At 71.5% G+C, this 18,197-nt stretch carries 17 protein-coding genes; 10 read left to right on the top strand and 7 right to left on the bottom strand.

The window, feature by feature from the left end; translation table 11 throughout:
* Positions 1–23: 23 nt before the first annotated feature.
* On the bottom strand, positions 24–1,757 hold the full coding sequence (locus FBY22_RS33025; protein ID WP_142151641.1) for an MFS transporter: 1,734 nt from the start codon (positions 1,755–1,757) through the stop codon (positions 24–26).
* Between the two features lie 159 nt (positions 1,758–1,916).
* Here FBY22_RS33025 and FBY22_RS33020 point away from each other — a divergent pair, with 159 nt between their 5' ends.
* From FBY22_RS33020 to FBY22_RS33005, 4 genes are all read left to right on the top strand, one after another.
* A complete protein-coding gene (locus FBY22_RS33020; protein WP_142151640.1) occupies positions 1,917–3,104 on the top strand; it encodes a lipid-transfer protein in 1,188 nt (395 codons plus the stop codon).
* Positions 3,105–3,267: 163 nt separating this feature from the next.
* Positions 3,268–4,719, top strand: a complete 1,452-nt coding sequence (locus FBY22_RS33015) for an MFS transporter (RefSeq protein WP_399212249.1) — start codon at positions 3,268–3,270, stop codon at positions 4,717–4,719.
* A 129-nt stretch (positions 4,720–4,848) separates the two neighbouring features.
* Positions 4,849–5,388, top strand: a complete 540-nt coding sequence (locus FBY22_RS33010) for a SigE family RNA polymerase sigma factor (RefSeq protein ID WP_142151638.1) — start codon at positions 4,849–4,851, stop codon at positions 5,386–5,388.
* Between the two features lie 29 nt (positions 5,389–5,417).
* Entirely contained in the window at positions 5,418–6,215 is a 798-nt protein-coding gene (locus FBY22_RS33005; RefSeq protein WP_260845236.1) for a hypothetical protein, read from the top strand.
* Between the two features lie 6 nt (positions 6,216–6,221).
* Here FBY22_RS33005 and FBY22_RS33000 read toward each other — a convergent pair whose 3' ends face one another.
* Complete coding sequence (locus tag FBY22_RS33000; protein WP_142152598.1) at positions 6,222–6,854, bottom strand: response regulator transcription factor; 633 nt, start codon at positions 6,852–6,854, stop codon at positions 6,222–6,224.
* Positions 6,855–7,104: 250 nt separating this feature from the next.
* Between FBY22_RS33000 and FBY22_RS32995 the strand changes: the two genes are divergently transcribed.
* Entirely contained in the window at positions 7,105–8,670 is a 1,566-nt protein-coding gene (locus tag FBY22_RS32995; protein ID WP_142151636.1) for an alpha-L-arabinofuranosidase B, read from the top strand.
* On the opposite strand, the gene FBY22_RS32990 is transcribed toward FBY22_RS32995, so the two are convergent.
* Genes FBY22_RS32990 through FBY22_RS32980 form a run of 3 tightly spaced genes read right to left on the bottom strand, consistent with a single transcriptional unit; the run spans position 8,648 to position 11,674 of the window.
* Positions 8,648–9,919: a sensor histidine kinase gene (locus FBY22_RS32990; RefSeq protein WP_142151635.1), complete on the bottom strand. Its 1,272-nt coding sequence runs from the start codon at positions 9,917–9,919 to the stop codon at positions 8,648–8,650. The two genes, FBY22_RS32995 and FBY22_RS32990, sit on opposite strands and share 23 nt — an antisense overlap.
* A gap of 16 nt (positions 9,920–9,935) precedes the next feature.
* Entirely contained in the window at positions 9,936–10,652 is a 717-nt protein-coding gene (locus FBY22_RS32985) for an ABC transporter permease (RefSeq protein WP_142151634.1), read from the bottom strand.
* Entirely contained in the window at positions 10,652–11,674 is a 1,023-nt protein-coding gene (locus tag FBY22_RS32980; protein ID WP_142151633.1) for an ABC transporter ATP-binding protein, read from the bottom strand. The genes FBY22_RS32985 and FBY22_RS32980 overlap by 1 nt, the downstream gene beginning before the upstream one ends.
* A gap of 264 nt (positions 11,675–11,938) precedes the next feature.
* Here FBY22_RS32980 and FBY22_RS32975 point away from each other — a divergent pair, with 264 nt between their 5' ends.
* The 3 genes from FBY22_RS32975 to FBY22_RS32965 are packed head-to-tail and all read left to right on the top strand — an operon-like array spanning position 11,939 to position 14,851.
* Positions 11,939–12,796 (top strand): MaoC/PaaZ C-terminal domain-containing protein, encoded by an 858-nt coding sequence (locus FBY22_RS32975; protein ID WP_142151632.1) that lies wholly within the window; start codon positions 11,939–11,941, stop codon positions 12,794–12,796.
* 29 nt (positions 12,797–12,825) lie between these two features.
* Positions 12,826–13,902, top strand: coding sequence for a Zn-dependent alcohol dehydrogenase (locus tag FBY22_RS32970; RefSeq protein ID WP_142151631.1), 1,077 nt, complete (start codon positions 12,826–12,828; stop codon positions 13,900–13,902).
* Between the two features lie 10 nt (positions 13,903–13,912).
* Positions 13,913–14,851, top strand: coding sequence for a 3-oxoacyl-ACP reductase (locus FBY22_RS32965; RefSeq protein WP_142151630.1), 939 nt, complete (start codon positions 13,913–13,915; stop codon positions 14,849–14,851).
* An 87-nt stretch (positions 14,852–14,938) separates the two neighbouring features.
* Here FBY22_RS32965 and FBY22_RS44315 read toward each other — a convergent pair whose 3' ends face one another.
* Positions 14,939–15,094 carry a hypothetical protein gene (locus FBY22_RS44315; RefSeq protein WP_174267319.1) on the bottom strand — a complete coding sequence of 52 codons (156 nt, stop codon included), beginning with the start codon at positions 15,092–15,094 and terminating at the stop codon, positions 14,939–14,941.
* Between the two features lie 96 nt (positions 15,095–15,190).
* On the bottom strand, positions 15,191–16,390 hold the full coding sequence (locus FBY22_RS32960; RefSeq protein WP_142152597.1) for a hypothetical protein: 1,200 nt from the start codon (positions 16,388–16,390) through the stop codon (positions 15,191–15,193).
* A 221-nt stretch (positions 16,391–16,611) separates the two neighbouring features.
* On the opposite strand from FBY22_RS32960, the gene FBY22_RS32955 reads away from it, so the two are divergent.
* Both FBY22_RS32955 and FBY22_RS32950 read left to right on the top strand, forming a co-directional pair.
* On the top strand, positions 16,612–17,451 hold the full coding sequence (locus FBY22_RS32955; RefSeq protein WP_142151629.1) for a Nif3-like dinuclear metal center hexameric protein: 840 nt from the start codon (positions 16,612–16,614) through the stop codon (positions 17,449–17,451).
* Positions 17,448–18,191 (top strand): zinc ribbon domain-containing protein, encoded by a 744-nt coding sequence (locus FBY22_RS32950; RefSeq protein ID WP_186363033.1) that lies wholly within the window; start codon positions 17,448–17,450, stop codon positions 18,189–18,191. Before FBY22_RS32955 ends, FBY22_RS32950 begins: the two co-directional genes overlap by 4 nt.
* Positions 18,192–18,197: the final 6 nt, after the last annotated feature.

Here is an 18,197-nt window from a genome sequence, read left to right as displayed (position 1 = left end):
CACACGACAGCCCTCCCCGAGCCCTACGCGGTCACACTCTCCCCGGGCAACGCAAGATCCAGATCCACCGCCCGCTCCTCCCCGGAATGCGTCGCCGCAGAGGCCAACGGTCCATGGCCGGAGGCCCTCGCGGCCAGCACATACGCCCCTTCCGTCGGTACCGCCAGCGCATACGTCCCGTCCGGCTCCGACAGTGTCGCCCCCGCCTGCCGCCCCCGCCGGTCGATCAGGGTGACCTTGGCACGGGCCACCGGCGCGCCCTCGGCGTCCAGGACGCGTCCGCGGAACCCGCGCAGCACCTGCTCGGCGCGTTCCAGCGCGGCCTCCTCCTCGCTGCTGGCCCGCAGCCGCGGTGCCCGGTCGGGCTTCGGCAGGAACAGGGCCATCAGCAGGCCGATCGCCACCGCACCCGTCGCGATGAGGAAGGACACCCGGAAGCCGTGCATGGTGGGGATCGCGACCCCGCCGACGTTCTGCGCGGTGTTGGCCAGCACCATTCCGATGACGGCGCTGGAGACGGACGTACCGATGGAGCGCATCAGGGTGTTGAGGCCGTTCGCGGCGCCCGTCTCGGACGCCGGGACCGCGCCCACGATCAGCGCGGGGAGCGAGGAGTACGCGAGGCCGATGCCCGCGCCGAGGACGACCGAGATGACCAGGCTCTGCCAGGCGGCGCTCATCAGGCCGAGGCCCGCGCCGTAGCCGACGGCGATGATCAGCATGCCGAGGATCAGGGTGACCTTGGGGCCGTACTTGGCGGACAGCCGGGCGTACACCGGCGCCGTGACCATCATCGTCAGGCCCAGCGGGGCGACCAGCAGGCCCGCGACGACCATCGACTGGCCGAGGCCGTAGCCGGTCGCCTTGGGGAGCTGGAGCAACTGGGGAAGGACGAGTGAGACCACGTAGAACGAGACGCCGACCATGATCGAGGCGAGGTTGGTGAAGAGGACAGCCGGGCGGGCGGTGGTGCGCAGGTCGACGAGGGGTGCGGCGGAGCGCAGCTCGAACAGGCCCCACAGGACGAGGACGACGGCCGCGGCACCGAACATGCCGAGCGTGGTGCCGGAGGTCCAGCCCCAGTCGCTGCCCTTGGTGATCGGCAGCAGGAAGAGGACCAGGCCGGCCGAGAGGCCGATCGCGCCCAGGACGTCGAAGGAGCCCTCGGCGCGCATCGGGGACTCCGGTACGACGAGGAGGGTGAGGGCGATGGACAGGACACCGAGGCCGGCGGCGCCGTAGAAGAGGGCGTGCCAGTCGGCGTGCTGGGCGACGAGAGCCGCGAGCGGCAGGGCGAGTCCGCCGCCGACGCCGATCGAGGAGCTCATCAGGGCCATCGCGGAGCCGAGCTTCTCGCGGGGCAGCATGTCGCGCATCAGGCCGATGCCGAGCGGGATGGCGCCCATCGCGAAGCCCTGGAGGGTACGGCCGGCGATCATCGGGAGCAGGGTGCTGGTGAGGGCGCTGACCAGGGCGCCCACGACCATCACGGCGAGGCTGAGGATGAGCATGCGGCGCTTGCCGTACAGATCGCCGAGACGGCCCATGATCGGCGTGGCGACGGCGCCCGAGAGCAGTGTCGAGGTCAGGACCCAGGTGGCGTTGCTGGGTGCGGTGTCCAGCAGTTGCGGCAGGTCCTTGATGACCGGGACGAGCAGGGTCTGCATCACCGCGACAACGATTCCCGCGAAGGCGAGCACCGGGACCACGGCCCCGCCGGCTCTCCGGGCGGGCTGGTCGTTCGTCGTGTGCGTCATTGCGTGAGGCCTCCCGTTGGATAAGTGCTGGGTAAACCTCGTATGCACAGGCAACTATTCCGTTGCTTCAGGACTCTAATCAATCCTTGACCCGGGCATGGGAATCTGAGGTGCCGTCAGGTCTGGTGGATAGGTGGAACATGTTCTAGTCTGCGCGCCATGAAGGCCTACGTCGCCGGGGTCGGGATGACCCGATTCGAGAAACCCGAGACCCGTGATTGGCAGTACTGGGACATGGTCCGGGAGGCGGGAAGCGCGGCGCTCGCGGACGCGGGAGTGACGTACGAGGACGTGGAACAGGTTCCCGTCGGCTACTGCTTCCAGCCCTCCACCGCCGGCCAGCGCGCCGCCTATGAGCTGGGTCTCACCGGCGTCCCGGTCTACAACGTCAACAACAACTGCGCGACCGGCTCGACCGCGCTGATGCTGGCGCGACAGCTGGTGCGGGGCGGCTCGGCCGACTGCGTCCTGGCGCTGGGCTTCGAGAAGATGAAGCGGGGCGCACTGGGGGGAGGGGCCGACGGCGGTGACTTCTCGACTTCCCCCGTGGCCCGGCACTACGGGGTCATGGCCGCCCGGCACGGCTTCGAGATGACGCCGCCCACCGCCCAGATCTTCGGCGACGCGGCCCGCGAGCACATGGAGAAGTACGGCACCACCGAGGCACAGCTGGCCGCCGTCGCCGCCAAGAACCACCGGCACTCCGCTCACAACCCGTACGCGCAGTTCCGGGACGTCTACGAGGTGGCCGACATCCTCGCCGCCCGTACGGTCCATCGGCCGCTGACCAAGCTGCAGTGCTCGCCGACGTCCGACGGTGCCGCGGCGGCGGTGGTGGTGTCGGAACGGTTCGCCGAGGCGCGGGGTCTCACCGGGCTCGTGGAGATAGTCGCCCAGGCGATGACCACGGACACAGAGGAGTCCTTCGCGTCCGGCTCCTGCATCGACGTCGTCGGGCAGCCCATGTCCCGGGAGGCCGCCCGGCAGGTGTACGAGCGGGCCGGGCTAGGGATCGAGGACGTCGACGTCGTGGAGCTGCACGACTGCTTCTCCGTCAACGAACTGCTGACCTACGAGGCGCTCGGGATGTGCGCGGAGGGCGAGTCCGGCAAGCTCGTCGAATCCGGGGCGACCACGTACGGCGGGCGCTGGGTGGTGAATCCGTCCGGCGGCCTGATCTCCAAGGGACATCCGCTGGGGGCCACGGGAATCGCCCAGGCCGCCGAGCTGGTCTGGCAGCTGCGGGGTACGGCGGGGGAGCGGCAGGTTCCCGGCGCGCGGGTGGGGCTCGCGCACAACATCGGCCTGGGCGGAGCGGCGGTGGTGACGATGCTGAGGGCGGTCTAGGGAGGCCCAGGCGCGCGGGGTCCTGTAGGTCTGGGCTTCGGCCCGGGTGCGCGGGGTCCTGTAGGTCCGGGCTTCGGCGCGGACGCGGGGCGGCCCTAGGTCCGGCGACCGAAGGTCTCGTGGGGCGAAATGCCGATGCAAGGCGTGCAACAGGGTTGAGAGCATGACAGGCATGCTGGAAACCGCTGACGTCGCCCGGACCTCCCGTCGTACCGCCCCTCCCACCTGGCTGGTCGTGGCCCTCGCCTGCGCGGGTCAGTTCCTGGTGGTGCTGGACGTGTCGGTCGTCAACGTGGCGTTGCCGTCGATGCGGATCGACCTGGGGCTGAGCGCGCAGGGCCTGCAGTGGGTGGTCAACGCCTACGCCATCGCCTTCGCCGGGTTCATGCTGCTCGGCGGGCGGGCCGGCGACCTGTACGGGCGCAAGCGGATGTTCCTGGTCGGGCTCGGCCTGTTCACGCTGGCGTCGCTGGGCGGCGGACTGGCGCAGGAGGGTGGGCAACTCCTGGTCGCGCGGGCCGTGCAGGGGCTGGGCGCGGCGGTGCTGGCGCCCTCGACGCTGACCATCCTGACGTCGGCGGTCCCGGAGGGCGCGGCCCGAATGCGCGCCATCGCCACCTGGAGCGCGGTGGGCGCGGGCGGCGGGGCAGCGGGCGGTCTGGTCGGCGGAGCGCTGGTGGACGGGCTGTCCTGGCGGTGGGTGCTGCTGATCAACGTGCCCGTCGGCGCGGTGGTGCTGGCCGGCTCGGTCAAGTGGCTGGCGGAGAGCCGGAACGGCGGCGGGCGTCGGCTGGACCTGCCGGGCGCCGTGCTGGTCACGGCCGGGCTCGCCACGCTCGCGTACGGCATCTCGCAGACCGAGGCCGAGGGCTGGACGTCGGCCTCGACCCTGGTGCCGCTGGCCGCAGGACTCACCCTGATCGCCGGGTTCCTGGCCGTCGAGGCGCGTACGACGGTCCCGCTGATGCCCCTCGGGCTGTTCCGGGTGCGGGCGGTGTCGTCGGCGAACGCGGCGATGTTCCTGAACGGCTCCGCGATGTTCTGCATGTGGTTCTTCATGACCCTGTACGCGCAGAACGTGCTCGGCTACACCCCGCTGGAGGCGGGACTGGCCCTGGTGCCGAGCTCCCTGTCGATCATCCTGGGTTCCAAGCTCGCGCCCCGTTTCCTGCCGGCGCTGGGGGCGCGCGGACTGGCCGCGCTCGGAACGCTGATCGCGGCCGCGGGCTATGTATGGCAGTCGGCGATGACGTCTCAGGGCGCGTATCTCACGGAGATCATGCTGCCCGGCATCCTGATGATGCTGGGGGCCGGCCTGACGGCGACCCCGCTGGCCGCGCTCGCCACGTCGGGGGCGGCGCCCGAGGAGGCCGGCCTCGTGTCAGGGCTGATCAACACCTCGCGGACGATGGGCGGTTCGCTGGGGCTCGCGGTGATGTCGACGATCGCCGCGGCGCGCACGGGCGATCGCGGGACGCCCGAGGCGCTGACCGAGGGGTACGCCCTGGTGTTCCGGACGGGGGCCGGGGTGCTGCTCGCCGGGGTGGTGTTGATGCTCGTGTGGCTGCCGCGGCAGAAGGCGGCGGGGCGCGGGGAGGGGGATTTCGCGTCGTGATTCCGCGGGCTGATTTCGTGCAGTGCTTCCGCGGAGTGACCCCGTGGAGTGACCCCGCGGAGTGATTTCGCGGAGCGAGGCAACGGTCCGGGCCGCTCACGGACTCCTTCAGACATCAAGGAGGTGCCCATGGGGGATCGCAAGGAGGCTCGGGACGAGGAGTTCCAGAGCTTTGTCACCGGCCGCTGGCCGCGGCTGGTGCGGACGGCATTTCTCCTCACGGGGGAGCGACACGCCGCCGAGGACCTCGCCCAGGCGACCCTCGAACAGGTCTACGTGGCCTGGCGCAGGGTCGGCTCGGCGGAAGACCCGGAGGCGTATGTACGGCGCGTGATGATCAACGCGCACGCGCGCAGGCACCGCAGGAAGCTGCGGGAGTTCCTGGCGCCGAAGGACGACTCCGGCCTGGTCCGCGAGGTCGCCGACACCGGTGACCGCATCGCCCAGGCCGACGACCGCGGAGTCCTGCTGAAGGCGCTGGCGCAACTGCCGCCGCGGCAGCGGGAGGCGGTGGTCCTCCGGTACTGGGAGGACCTGACGGAGACCCAGGTGGCGCAGGCCATGGGCTGCTCCGTCGGCGCGGTGAAGAGCAACGCGGCCAAGGGGATCGCGAAACTGCGCGCCATACCGGGGCTGGCGGACATGGTGACGAGCGGGGGCGGTAAGTGATGAGCGCGGACCGGGAAGCGGACCAGGACATGACGCACAGGGACATCGCCCTCCTGCTGGCCGACGCGGCGGACGGCGTCGAGGTCGGTATAGCCCCCACACAGGCGGTCGTGCGGGGTGGGCGGCGGCGCAGGGCGCGGCGGTGGGCGGTGGCCGCCGCCGCGGCGCTGGCGATCGTCGGGACGACGGGGACGGTGGCGCTGGCGGGGCTGCCGGGCGGTGGCGGCGGGCGGGCGGAACCGGCGGTCACCCGGTCGTCGGCGCCCCTGCCGGACGTCTTCCAGAACAAGCCGCACCGCACCGAGCTGGCGAGCGGAACGGAGGACGGCAAGGACTGGGAGGTGTTCGTCGACGTGTGGGACGCGCCGCGCGACAAGGCGCAGGCGGAGGCGCAGTTGACGGCAATGGGCGAGTACAGGGGCGAGTGGCCCGGGTCAGTGCGGACGGCCGCCGACCTGGTGGGCAAGCGCACGTACTTCGTGCAGCGCAGCTATGACGGCGACACGTCGGTGGTGATCGAGAACTCGCTGCCCGCGCGGGACGCCAGTGTGAGCACGGACATGGGGGTGACGGGGCAGGGTCTGTCGCCGCAGGCCAAGCCCCTGCGTCTGGTGATCGGCCAGGTCGCGAAGACCGCGCTGGAGGTGACCTGCGACTGGAAGGACGGCACCAGCGCGGTTCTGCACCGGGTCTCGGACCCCGAGGCCGACGGCTCGCTGAAGCAGGGCATCCGGTCGGTCGAGGGCTCCCCGGACCGCTGGTTCGTGTGCGTCGCACCGAAGGGCACGGCCTTCAAGAACGCGCGGGTGACGGGGCTGGACCAGTAACTCCCCTCAGAGCCAACCCTGTTGCCGGGCCTCCCGCATCGCTTCCATGCGGTTGCGGGTGCCCGTCTTGCCGATGGCCGAGGAGAGGTAGTTGCGGACCGTCGACTCCGACAGGTGCAGTTTGCCGGCGATGTCGGCGACGGTCGCGCCGTCCGCGGAGGCCTTGAGGACGTCGCACTCACGGGCGGTGAGCGGACTGGGCCCGGCGCTGAGCGCCGCCGCGGCGAGCGCGGGGTCGATCACGGTCTCGCCGGTCAGCACCCGGCGGATCGCGGCGGCCAGCTCCTCCACCGGGCCGTCCTTCACCAGGAAGCCGGCGGCCCCCGCCTCCATGGCGCGGCGCAGATAGCCGGGCCGGCCGAAGGTGGTCAGGATCAGCACCCGGCAGTCCGGTACCTGCTCGCGCAGTTCGGCAGCCGCGTCCAAGCCGCTCATGCCCGGCAGTTCGATGTCCAGCAGGGCCACGTCAGGGCGGTGCGTCAGCGCGGCGTCCACGATCGCGTCGCCGGCGGCGACCTGGGCGACGACCTCCAGGTCGGCCTCCAGGTTCAGCAGCAGGGCGAGCGCGCCACGCATCATCCCCTGGTCCTCGGCGAGCAGAACCCGCACGTTCCTGGTCGGCCGGTGTCCCCGGGGCATCTCGTCCACGGGCCAAGAGTAGAGCGCGGGCGGCCGGTCGGCTCCCTTAAAGACTCGGCATGGTTCCGTTCCGGAAGGCTTGACGGTTTCTGACGGCGGCCCAACAATCGCCTCTGCATTGAGAGTTCGCCTTTGCAATTCCCGTCTCCGTACTCCCACCCGCATTTGTTCGGCATTTCGACCGGCGAAAGAAATCCGGGATTTACTTCGAACATCGTTCGGTATACCGGACAGTGAAGGAGGCTCCACCGTGTACTCACACGTGTACTCCGGCGTGTACTCCAGACTCAGAACCGCGGCCCTGGCAGCGCTCTCGGCGCTCGTCACGGTGCTCGCGCTCGCCGTCGGCATTCCGCAGGCCCAGGCGGCGAGTTCGCTGCCCTGCGACGTCTACGCCGCCGCGGGCACCCCCTGTGTCGCCGCGCACAGCCTGGCCAGGGCGCTGTACTCCTCGTACAACGGCTCCCTCTACCAGGTGCAGCGGGCCTCCGACGGCGCCACCAAGGACATCGGGCTGCTGACCGCCGGCGGGTACGCCAACGCGGCGGCCCAGGACTCCTTCTGTGCCGGCACCACCTGCATCATCACCAAGATCTACGACCAGTCCTCGCGCCACAACGACCTGACCGTGGAGGGCGCGGGAGGCGCCGGAGCGGCCGACGTGGGCGCACCCGCGGACGCCCTGCCGGTGACCGTCGGCGGCCACCAGGTCTACGGCCTGGAGATCTCGGCGGGCATGGGCTACCGGGACAACTCCACCTCGGGCGTAGCCACCAACGGCGGCGCCGAGGGGATGTACATGGTCACGTCCGGCACCCACGTCAACGGCAGCTGCTGCTTCGACTACGGCAACGCCGAGACGAACAACAAGGACACCGGCAACGGCCACATGGACGCGATCAACTTCGGTACCGAATGCTGGTTCTCGCCCTGCTACGGCCAGGGCCCGTGGGTGCAGGCGGACCTGGAGAACGGGCTGTTCCAGTCCAACCTCGGCTACAGCACGAACTCCTCCAACACCGGTACCGGCGCCCTGCCGTTCGTGACCGCGCTATTGAAGAACAACGGCCAGAACCATTTCGCACTGAAATGGGGCAACGCCCAATCCGGTGGACTGACCACCACCTATTCCGGCAGTGAGCCCACCAACGCCGGCGGTTACTCGCCGATGCACCAGGAGGGCGCCATCGTCCTCGGCACCGGCGGCGACAACAGCAACGGCTCCATCGGCTCCTTCTTCGAGGGCGTCATGACCTCCGGCATACCGACGGACGCCGCCGACAACTCCGTCCAGGCCAACATCGTCTCCGTCGGCTACGGCGGCGCGACCGGCTCCACCGGCACGCTCACGCCCGGCTCGGAGATCTCCCTGAGGGCGACCACGTCCTGCTGCACCAGCGACTACATCCGTCACCAGAACAACACGGCCGTCGTCTCCGCGATCACGTCGAGCAGTTCGGCCCTGGACAAGAACGACGCCACCTGGATCGTCCGCCGCGGCCTCGCCGACGCCTCCTGCGTCTCCTTCGAGTCGCGCAACTATCCCGGCGACTTCCTGCGCCACTACAACTACCAGCTGCTGCGGCAGCCGATGACCGGCACCACCCAGTTCAGACAGGACGCCACGTTCTGCCCGACGACCGGCAAGAGCGGCACGGGCACGTCGTTCGCGTCGTACAACTACCCGACGAAGTTCATCCGCCACTACGACTACAACGTCTACATAGCGAGTGACGGAGGCTCCAACACCTGGGACAGCGCGACGTCCTGGACGGACGACACGAGCTGGGTGGTCAGCGCGCCCTGGGCGCCGTAGCCGCCACGGGTGCCGGTGCGTCGCCGGGCTCCAGGGGAAGCTCGGCGGTGACCGTGAAGCCGCCTCGCGGCGACGGGCCGGCCCGCAGGGAGCCGCCCGCCGCCGCGAGGCGCTCGGTCAGGCCCTTCAGGCCCGTGCCGCCGACGCCGGGGGAGGAGGGGAAGGCCGGTTCGCCGCCGCCGTTGTCGGCGACCGTCAGGCGGACCTGCTCGGAGGCGCTGTCCACGGTGATCTCGCAGCGGGTCGCTCCCGCGTGCCGCACGACGTTGGTGACGGCCTCCCGCACCACCCAGCCCAGCAGGACCTCGGTCTGCGGGGCGAGGGGCGTACCCGAACGCCGCACCACCGGCTCCACGTCGGCCGCCTCCAACACCGAGCGCGCGCGGTCGAGTTCGGTGCCGAGGCTGCCCTCGCGGTAGCCGGTGACGGCCTCCCGGATCTCGGTGAGGGCCTGCCGGCCCACGGACTCGATGTCGGTGATCTGGGCCAGCGCCGCGTCCAGGTCCCGCGGGGCCAGCCGCCGGGCGGCCTCCGACTTCACCACGATCACCGACATGGTGTGGCCGAGCAGGTCGTGCAGATCGCGGGAGAAGCGCAGCCGCTCCTTCTCCACGGCCTGGTGGGCGAGTTGCTCACGGGCGGCGCGCAGTTCCCGTACCGCCTCGGACAGTGAGAGGATCGCCGCCGTCACCATGGTCGAGATGAAGGTGGCGTAGGCGATGTTCAGACCGTTCCAGCCGTCGCGCGCGGTGGAGACCACCCCGGCGAGCAGGGCGACACCGGTACCGGACCAGCGCAGGTGCTCGCCCCGCAGGGCCGCACCCGTGGCCAGCCCGAGCAGCGGGAAGAACAGCAGCCAGTTGTCGCCGTAGGCGCCGGCCAGAGCGCAGGTGATCGCGGCCATCACGGCCAGCGCCACCCGTGTGGAGACGGACTGCCGCTTCTCCTTCACGAAGGCGCGCGTCGCCACGAAGATGTAGAGGGAGTTGAAGGTGAGCAGCCCCAGACCGCCGATCCACGGGTTGGGGGTCCTGCCCTGGAAGAGGTTGGAGAACGCTCCCAGCCCCATCAGCAGCCACGGCAGCAGGGAGAAGGCGGTCGGCGGCGGGCCCGGCTGCTCGGGCACCTCGGCGCCGGTGCGGCGCGCCTCCTTCTGTGCGGCCTTGAAGGCCCGCATGTCCGCCCGCCACCGATCCCGGGCCGCCCGCCACTGCCGCAGCTGACAGGCGATCCCACGTGTCCAGTTCATGTGCCTCGTCCCCCGTTCAGGCGGTCCGTCCGGACCGCCGGTACGACAGCACAGCGTACGAACCGAAGGCCAGCAGCCAAGCCCCCAGGACGCAGACGGCGCCGAGCGCCGGAGCGCGTCCGTCCGCGACCGAGGTGCCCAGTTGGGCGAACCGGTAGGTGGGCGTGTACGCCGACAGGGCGCGCAGCCAGCCCGGGAAGAGGGTGACGGGGAACCACAGGCCGCCGAGGACGGCCAGCCCCAGGTTGCAGGCCATGTTCGCCACGCCGGTGGTCTGTCCGGTCAGCCGGTAGCCGTTGCCCAGCCCCAGCAGTGTGAACGGCAGCGAGCCCAGCCACAGCAGCAGCGCGATCGCGCCCCACTGCCAGGCCGCCAGCCGCACCCCGTTGACCAGACCGCCCGCCGCCAGCACCGCCACGATCGCCGGCAGCACGGTCACCGAGCCGGTCAGGGCCCGCCCGACGACGACCTGCCGCGGTGTCATCGGCGTCACCCGCAACTGCCGCAGCCAGCCGATCGCCCGGTCCTCCGCGACCCCGCCGCCGGTGTTGAGCGCGGACCCGACGGCCCCGTACCCCGCCATCCCCACCATCGCCGCGGTCTTGTAACCCCCGTCGTCCGCACCGAGGTTGGTGAACAGCAGATACATCAACACCGGCATGGCGACCCCGCCGACGACGAACCCGACGTCGCGGAGGGTACGGCGCACTTCGAGCCGCAGGTAGTCCGGCATCACGAGACCTCCTCGACGGCTGCGCCTTTGAACGTCGGCCGCTGCGATCCAGCCCGTCCGGGGGTACCCCCTCTGGGGGAGTTCGAGGACGAAACCCGTTCAGGGCCGAACGGGGGTCTGGGGGCAGAGCCCCCAGCACCGGTCAGCGCGAGGAACGCGTCGTCCAGGGACGCCGGCGCCACCTCCAGCCCCCGTATCGCCCCCAGCTCCGCGAGAGCGATCACCGTGGCGTCCGGGTCGTCGGTCCGCAGCCGCGCCCGGTCCCCGCGCACCTCCAGCGACCGCACGCCGGGCAGCCGCTCCAGCCCCCGGGTGCCGCCTCCGGCGAGGTCGAAGGCGACCAGGCCACCGCCCACCGACCGCTTCAGCTCCTCGCTCGTGCCGTCGGCGACGATCCGGCCGCCGTCGATGACGAGGATGCGATCGGCGTGAGCGTCCGCCTCCTGGAGGTGGTGGGTGGAGAACAGCACCGTGTGGCCGAGGCGCGCGTAGGACCGCATCGAAGTCCAGAAGGCGTGCCGCGCCTCCACGTCCAGGGCGGCCGTCGGCTCGTCCAGCACGATCAGCGCGGGGTTCCCGGCGAGGGCGACGGCGAAGCGGACGCGCTGGGTCTGGCCGCCGGACAGCCGGTCCACGCGGCGTCCGGCCAGTTCCGTGATCCCGGCCAGCCGCAGCGCCCGTTCGACCGGCATCGGCGCCGGATAGCGCCCGGCGACGAAGGCGACCAGCTCGCGCACGGTGACGCGGGGCACCGCGCGGCCCTCCTGGAGCATGGCACCGACCCGCCCGGCACGCACGGCGGCGCCCGGGGGCTGCCCGAACAGCTCGACGGTGCCCTCGTCGGGCTCGTTCAGGCCGAGCAGCAGGGAGATCGTCGTCGACTTGCCGGCGCCGTTGCGGCCGAGGAGGGCGACCGTCTCGCCGGGCGCGATGGTCAGATCGACGCCGTGGACTGCGCGCACGGCGCCGAAGTTCTTGACCGCCCCCGTGAAGGACACGGCGGCGCATTCCGTCTGTGTCATGGCTACGACGCTACGAAGTGGGCGCCCCCGTCCGGCAGATGCGCTTGTACGGACCTGGGCAGGACAAATGTCACGGGCGGCCCGGCGTACCCCGTACAGACCTGACGCGGCGTCAGGAGCCTTCACAAGTGGCGAGCCCTGGGCTATACAGAGGGCGCCGGACTGGAACGCGTTCTAGATCGGCCACCGTGACGACCTCGGTCGCGGCCGACGGTGCGGACGGCCGCGCCGAGGTCTTGATCCACTCGATCCACCAGGAGCCGTATGCCCATCGACGCAGCGAAGGCCCTCGCCGCCGAACCCCGGTCCGGCGAGATCACCTGGGACCACAAGGACGTCCAGCTCTACCACCTCGGCATCGGCGCCGGCGTCCCGGCCACCGACCCCGACGAGCTGCGCTACACCCTGGAGTCCCGGCTGCACGTCCTGCCGAGCTTCGCCACCGTCGCGGGCGCCGGTTCCCCCGGCGTGATCAGCGGTCTGTCCATGCCGGGCGTGGACGTCGACCTCGCCAAGGTGCTGCACGGCGGCCAGTCGCTGACCATCCACCGCCCCCTTCCGGCACAGGGCACCGCCACCGCCACCGGCCGCATCGCCGCCGTCTACGACAAGGGCAAGGCGGCCGTCCTGGTCATGCGCACGGAGGTCGCCGACGCCGACGGCCCGCTGTGGACGAACGACGCCCAGATCTTCGTACGAGGGGAGGGCGGCTGGGGCGGCGACCGCGGCCCCTCCGCACGCCTCGAACCTCCGGCCGGCGACCCCGACCGGATCGTCGAACGGCCCGTCCGCGAGGACCAGGCCCTGCTCTACCGCCTGTGCGGCGACTACAACCCGCTGCACGCCGACCCCGAGTTCGCCAAGCTCGCCGGCTTCGACAGGCCCATCCTGCACGGGCTGTGCACCTACGGCATGACGCTCAAGGCCGTCGTCGACACGCTGCTCGGCGGGGACGTGAGCCGGGTGCGGTCGTACTCGACCCGGTTCGCGGGCGTCGTGTATCCGGGGGAGACCCTGCGGATGCGGATGTGGCACACGCCGCGGTCCACCACGGTCGCCGTCAGCGCGGTGGAGCGGGACGACGCGCCGGTCCTCGCCGACACCATCGTCGAACACGGTTGACACAGCTAGCAGTTGAGGGGAGCCGCACCATGCGCGCAGCCGTACTGCAGGAGATCGGCCAGGAGAAGCTGGAGGTCCTCGACGACGTCGAGGCCGTGGGATTCGGGCCCGGCAAGGTGCGCATCCGGGTCAGGGCGACCGGGTTGTGCCACTCGGACCTGTCCGCGATGAGCGGGGTACTGCCGCAGCCCGCGCCGTTCGTGCCCGGGCACGAAGGGGCGGGGGAGATCCTCGAGGTCGGCGACGGGGTCACCCACCTGAAGGCGGGCGACCGGGTGGTCGTGTGCTGGCTGCCGGCCTGCGGCGCCTGTCCCGCCTGCAAGCGCGGCCAGACCGAGCTGTGCCTGGCCGGGTTCATGAACGCCGGCACCCCCAACTTCCGCCGTCCCGGCGGCAATCTCTTCGGCTTCGCCGGCACCGGCACCTTCGCCGAGGAGGTCGTCGTCGACGCGGGCTGCGCGGTGCCGGTCCCGGACGACGTGCCCTTCGACATCGCGGCACTGATCGGCTGCGGAGTGACCACCGGACTCGGGGCCGCCCTCAACACCGCCGATGTGGAAGCCGGTTCGTCGGTCGCCGTCATCGGCTGCGGCGGTGTCGGCATCTCGGCCATCCAGGGCGCACGGCTGAAGGGCGCGGCGGAGATCGTCGCCGTGGACCCGGTGGCCTCGCGCCGCGAGTCGGCCCTCAGGTTCGGCGCCACCAAGGCCGTCTCACCGGACGAACTGGGCGACGCCAAGCAACAGGTCACCGGCGGTGAGGGCTTCGACTACGTCTTCGAGGTCGTCGGCAAGTCGGCCACCGCCCGGACGGCGTACGACCACACCCGGCGCGGCGGCACCCTCGTCGTGGTCGGCGCGGGCGCCATGGACGACTTCCTCCAACTCAACATGTTCGAGCTGTTCTTCGACGAGAAGCGCATCCTGCCGTCGATGTACGGCGGCGGCGACGTCCTGCGCTCCTACGAGCGCACCATCGCCCTGTGGCGGGCGGGCCGCATCGACCTGGAGGGCCTGATCACGCACCGGGTGCCGCTGGCCGAGATCAACGAGGCACTGGACCAGATGCGCACCGGTACCGCCCTGCGCACCTGCATCGAGATCTGACGGAGGCCCTGTGTCGCTGCCACTGGAAGGACTGTCGGCCGTCGTCACCGGCGCGGGCCGGGGCCTGGGCCGGGCGGAGGCGCTCGAACTCGCCCGGCTCGGCGCGGCCGTCGTCGTCAACGACTACGGCCAACCGGGTCGGGACGGCTCCGGGGAATCCTCCGCGGGCCCCGCCGAGGAGGTCGCCGCCGAGATCCGCGCGGCCGGCGGACGGGCCACCGCCCACACCGGGGACGTGGCCGACTTCCAACAGGCGGGCCAGCTCGTTGATTTGGCCATCGAGGAGTTCGGCAAACTGGACATCCTGGTCAACAACGCGGGCATCCTGCGCGACCGCATGGTCTTCTCCATGACCGAGGGCGAATGGGACTCGGTGATCCGGGTCCACCTCAAGGGTCACTTCAACACGACCCACTTCGCCGCCGCCCACTGGCGCGAGCGTTCCAAGGCCGCGGGCGGCCCGGTCTACGGCCGCATCGTGAACACCTCCTCCGAGGCGTTCCTCGCGGGCTCCGCGGGCCAGCCCAACTACGCGGCCGCGAAGGGCGGAATCGTCGGCCTGACCACCTCCACGGCCCTCGCCCTCGCCAAGTACGGGGTCACCGCCAACGCCATCTGCCCGCGCGCCCGCACCCGGATGACCGAGGACGTCTTCGCCGGCTTCGAGCAGCCCGCCGACGGCCTCGACCCGCTCGCCCCCGAGCACGTCGCCCCGCTGGTGGGCTACCTCGCCTCACCCGCCGCGGCCCGCGCCAACGGCCAGCTGTTCGTCGTGCACGGCGGCATGGTCGCCGTCGTGGACCGGCCGCGCGTGCGGGCCAAGTTCGACAGCAAGCAGGACACCTTCACCTACGACGAGCTGGACGCCGTACTCACCGCGCACTACGCCGAACGGCCCGAGGGGGAGACATTCGCGGCGGCGGAGGTGCTCGGTCTGAAGCGGACGTAGAGCCGACCTGAAGCCGACGTCGAGCGGACGTGGACACGCGGAAGGGCCCGCACACCGGCCGGTGTGCGGGCCCTTCCCTGCGTACCCTCAGGCAGCTGCCTCGGTGTCCTCGGCCGGCTTGCGGTGCCGGCCACGAGGGGCCGAGTCACCGTCCTGGGCCGAGTTCGGACCCCGGTGACGACCGTGACCGGCGTCCCCCTGGGTCTCGGCGGACAGCGGCTGCATGGTGCTGGTGTCGCTCATCGGAAGGATTCACCCCGTCAACATGATCTTTCGAACAGCCCGGCGAGTCTAACCAGCACCCCACCACCCGGATCCAGGCGGCCACACCCATCGGCACTAGTTCGTTACAAGAGGTCCCAAGGGGGCTTCCCGCAACGGCACCGGACGGGCCGCGACCGGTTTCGAAGGGTCCGGTTGTGACGGTTCGTCCGCCGTCGCAGGAGCGGCCCCCGACACCGCCCGCACGGCCGTACCGTCCTCCCCCGAACCCTCCGGAACCGCTTCCCCCGCTTCCTCCGAGGGCGCCGCCATCCGCGCCAGACCGCACGGCGTCTCGGCCGTCGCGCACGGCAGTTGCAGCACCCCGTCCCTGGTCCACAGCCCCGCCCCGGCCAACCAGCCGGCCGGCGCCGGGAAATGGTGCACCTGCCGCCGGTCCGGCCGCCACAGCCCCACCCAGCCGCCCATCGGCCCGTCCACGCGCAGCGCCACCGCACAGCTCTCCGGCATCAGTACGAGCCCCGGCTGGATCGCGAACGGCGTCACCGAGCAGTCCGGCACCCGCAGACACTCCGGGAACCGCACCGGAAGCGTGCTGCCCAGCACCCCCCAGCCCAGCCGGGCCTCGCCCGGCGACGGCGCGTCCGAGCGGATCAGCACCAGCCCGCTGTCCGGGTCGGCCAGCAGCAGCCGGTCGTCGCTGCCGTCGGTGATCTGCAGGAACGGCGACACCTCGCCGCCCCGCCCCAGGTCCACCACGACCGTCTTCGTGCGCCCGCCGACCTCCCGGTCCAGCGCCAGCATCCGGCCCGCGTGGTCCAGCCACACCCCGCCCGAACAGCGCCCCGGGATCTCCGTCAGCGGCTCCGGCCCGAAGGCCCCGCCCGCCACCAGCCACAGCGTGCTGGCACGCCGGCCCACTGCCAGGGCGTACGCCTTCTCGCCGCCCGGCGCCGGGGGCAGCAGCCGCAGCGGAGCGTCCTCGTCCGGGCACGCGACCGCGCCGAGGAACACCTCGCCGGTGCCGGGGCCGGTCGGATACAGCAGGGAGAAGACGTGCCGCCCGTCCGTGGGCCGGCGGATCAGCACCCGCCCGTCGCCCATCGGCTGCACCTCCGTGCCCGGCTCCTCCGGCTGGTTGCCGGGCAGCGGCACCGCGTACGGCTCGGGGCCGTCCAGCGTCCAGCGCTCCGGGAACCAGCAGTCGCCGTCCAGGGCGAGGCGGGCGGCGTAGGCGCCGTCCGCGGTGATGGAGCAGCTCACCTCCGGAGCACCGTCCCCGGGGGCAGCCTCGGGCTCGAACGCACAGACCGTCATCGTCTGGTCACCTCCGGTCATGAAGCTAGTTTTCACGCGCACACACGGGGGGCCACGAGGCTCCTGCTTCACGCATAAGGGTGGTAGAGGAACGATTCGCCTGAGGGAAGGGGGCCCAGTGTGCTGAGGGTGGCCGCCGACCGCCCCGGTCACCGGAACCGTGCGCGACCGGCCGCGGACATCGGTTCAGCGGCACGGATCAGGCAGGTAGCCTTCTGTCCGTGCCCCGTCTGTCTGAAGTCATCGCCGCGCTGGACGACCTGTGGCCCGCCGAGCGGGCCGAGTCCTGGGACGCGGTCGGCACCGTCGTGGGCGACCCCGGCCAGGAGGTCACCCGGGTCCTGTTCGCCGTCGACCCGGTCCAGGAGATCGTCGACGAGGCGGTCAAGCTCGGCGCCGACCTGCTCGTCACCCACCACCCGCTCTACCTCCGCGGTACGACGACGGTCGCGGCGACCCACTTCAAGGGCCGCGTCGTGCACACCCTCATCAAGAACGACATCGCGCTGCACGTCGCCCACACCAACGCCGACACCGCCGACCCGGGCGTCTCCGACGCCCTCGCCGGCGCCCTCGACCTCCGTGTCGTACGACCGCTCGTGCCGGACGCGAGCGATCCGCACGGGCGCCGCGGCCTCGGCCGCATCTGCGAACTCGACCACCCGCTGCCGCTGCGCGAACTCGCCGCCCGGGCCGCCGAGCGCCTGCCCGCCACCGCGCAGGGCATCCGCGTCGCCGGCGACCCCGAGGCCACCATCCGCACCGTCGCCGTCAGCGGCGGCTCCGGCGACAGCCTCTTCGACCAGGTCCGCGCCGCGGGCGTCGACGCCTTCCTCACCGCCGACCTGCGCCACCACCCGGCCTCCGAGGCCGTCCTCCAAAGCCCCCTCGCGCTGCTCGACGCGGCGCACTGGGCCACCGAGTGGCCCTGGTGCGAGCTGGCCGCCACCCAGCTCGACGAAATCTCCGACCGCCACGGATGGGACCTGCGCGTCCACGTCTCCAAGACGGTCACCGACCCCTGGACCAGCCACTCCCCTTCACCTGGAGCCCCCAACTGAACGCCGCGCCCGCCGACCAGATCCGACTCCTCGACGTCCAGGCCCTCGACGTACGCCTGCAGCAGCTCGCGCACAAGCGGAGGTCGCTGCCCGAACACGCCGAGATCGAGTCGCTGACCAAGGACCACACGCAGCTGCGCGACCTCCTGGTCGCCGCGCAGACCGAGGAGAGCGACACCGCCCGCGAACAGACCAAGGCCGAGCAGGACGTGGACCAGGTGCGCCAGCGCGCCGCCCGCGACCAGCAGCGCCTGGACTCCGGCGCGGTCACCTCCCCCAAGGACCTGGAGAACCTCCAGCGCGAGATCGCCTCCCTCGCCAAGCGCCAGGGCGACCTCGAGGACGTCGTCCTGGAGGTCATGGAGCGCATCGAGTCCGTGCAGGAGCGGGTGCGCGAGCTGACCGAACGGGTCTCCTCCGTCCAGTCGAAGATCGACGACGCCACCGCGCGCCGGGATGCCGCCATCGAGGAGATCGACGGCGAGGTCGCCACGGTGACCAAGGAGCGCGAGGTCATCGCCGGCACCATCCCCGCCGACCTGCTCAAGCTCTACGACAAGCTGCGCGAGCAGCAGGGCGGCATCGGCGCGGCCAAGCTCTACCAGCGCACCTGCCAGGGCTGCCGCCAGGAGCTGTCCATCACCGACTTCAACGACGTCCGCGCCGCGGCCCCCGACACGGTGGTGCGCTGCGAGAACTGCCGCCGCATCCTGGTGCGCACGGCCGAGTCCGGTCTGTAGACATCC

The organism is Streptomyces sp. SLBN-31, from assembly GCF_006715395.1.
Classification (GTDB): Bacteria; Actinomycetota; Actinomycetes; order Streptomycetales; family Streptomycetaceae; genus Streptomyces.
The sequence above is the reverse complement of the archived record's forward strand: the minus strand, read 5'-3'. Positions and strand labels throughout refer to the sequence as shown.

Coding starts and splice junctions, on each gene's coding strand:
- FBY22_RS33025 (WP_142151641.1), bottom strand. CDS start 1,757: ATGACGCACACGACGAACGACCAGCCCGCCCGGAGAGCCGGCGGGGCC.
- FBY22_RS33020 (WP_142151640.1), top strand. CDS start 1,917: ATGAAGGCCTACGTCGCCGGGGTCGGGATGACCCGATTCGAGAAACCC.
- FBY22_RS33015 (WP_399212249.1), top strand. CDS start 3,268: ATGACAGGCATGCTGGAAACCGCTGACGTCGCCCGGACCTCCCGTCGT.
- FBY22_RS33010 (WP_142151638.1), top strand. CDS start 4,849: ATGGGGGATCGCAAGGAGGCTCGGGACGAGGAGTTCCAGAGCTTTGTC.
- FBY22_RS33005 (WP_260845236.1), top strand. CDS start 5,418: ATGACGCACAGGGACATCGCCCTCCTGCTGGCCGACGCGGCGGACGGC.
- FBY22_RS33000 (WP_142152598.1), bottom strand. CDS start 6,854: ATGCCCCGGGGACACCGGCCGACCAGGAACGTGCGGGTTCTGCTCGCC.
- FBY22_RS32990 (WP_142151635.1), bottom strand. CDS start 9,919: ATGAACTGGACACGTGGGATCGCCTGTCAGCTGCGGCAGTGGCGGGCG.
- FBY22_RS32985 (WP_142151634.1), bottom strand. CDS start 10,652: ATGCCGGACTACCTGCGGCTCGAAGTGCGCCGTACCCTCCGCGACGTC.
- FBY22_RS32980 (WP_142151633.1), bottom strand. CDS start 11,674: ATGACACAGACGGAATGCGCCGCCGTGTCCTTCACGGGGGCGGTCAAG.
- FBY22_RS32975 (WP_142151632.1), top strand. CDS start 11,939: ATGCCCATCGACGCAGCGAAGGCCCTCGCCGCCGAACCCCGGTCCGGC.
- FBY22_RS32970 (WP_142151631.1), top strand. CDS start 12,826: ATGCGCGCAGCCGTACTGCAGGAGATCGGCCAGGAGAAGCTGGAGGTC.
- FBY22_RS44315 (WP_174267319.1), bottom strand. CDS start 15,094: ATGAGCGACACCAGCACCATGCAGCCGCTGTCCGCCGAGACCCAGGGG.
- FBY22_RS32960 (WP_142152597.1), bottom strand. CDS start 16,390: ATGACGGTCTGTGCGTTCGAGCCCGAGGCTGCCCCCGGGGACGGTGCT.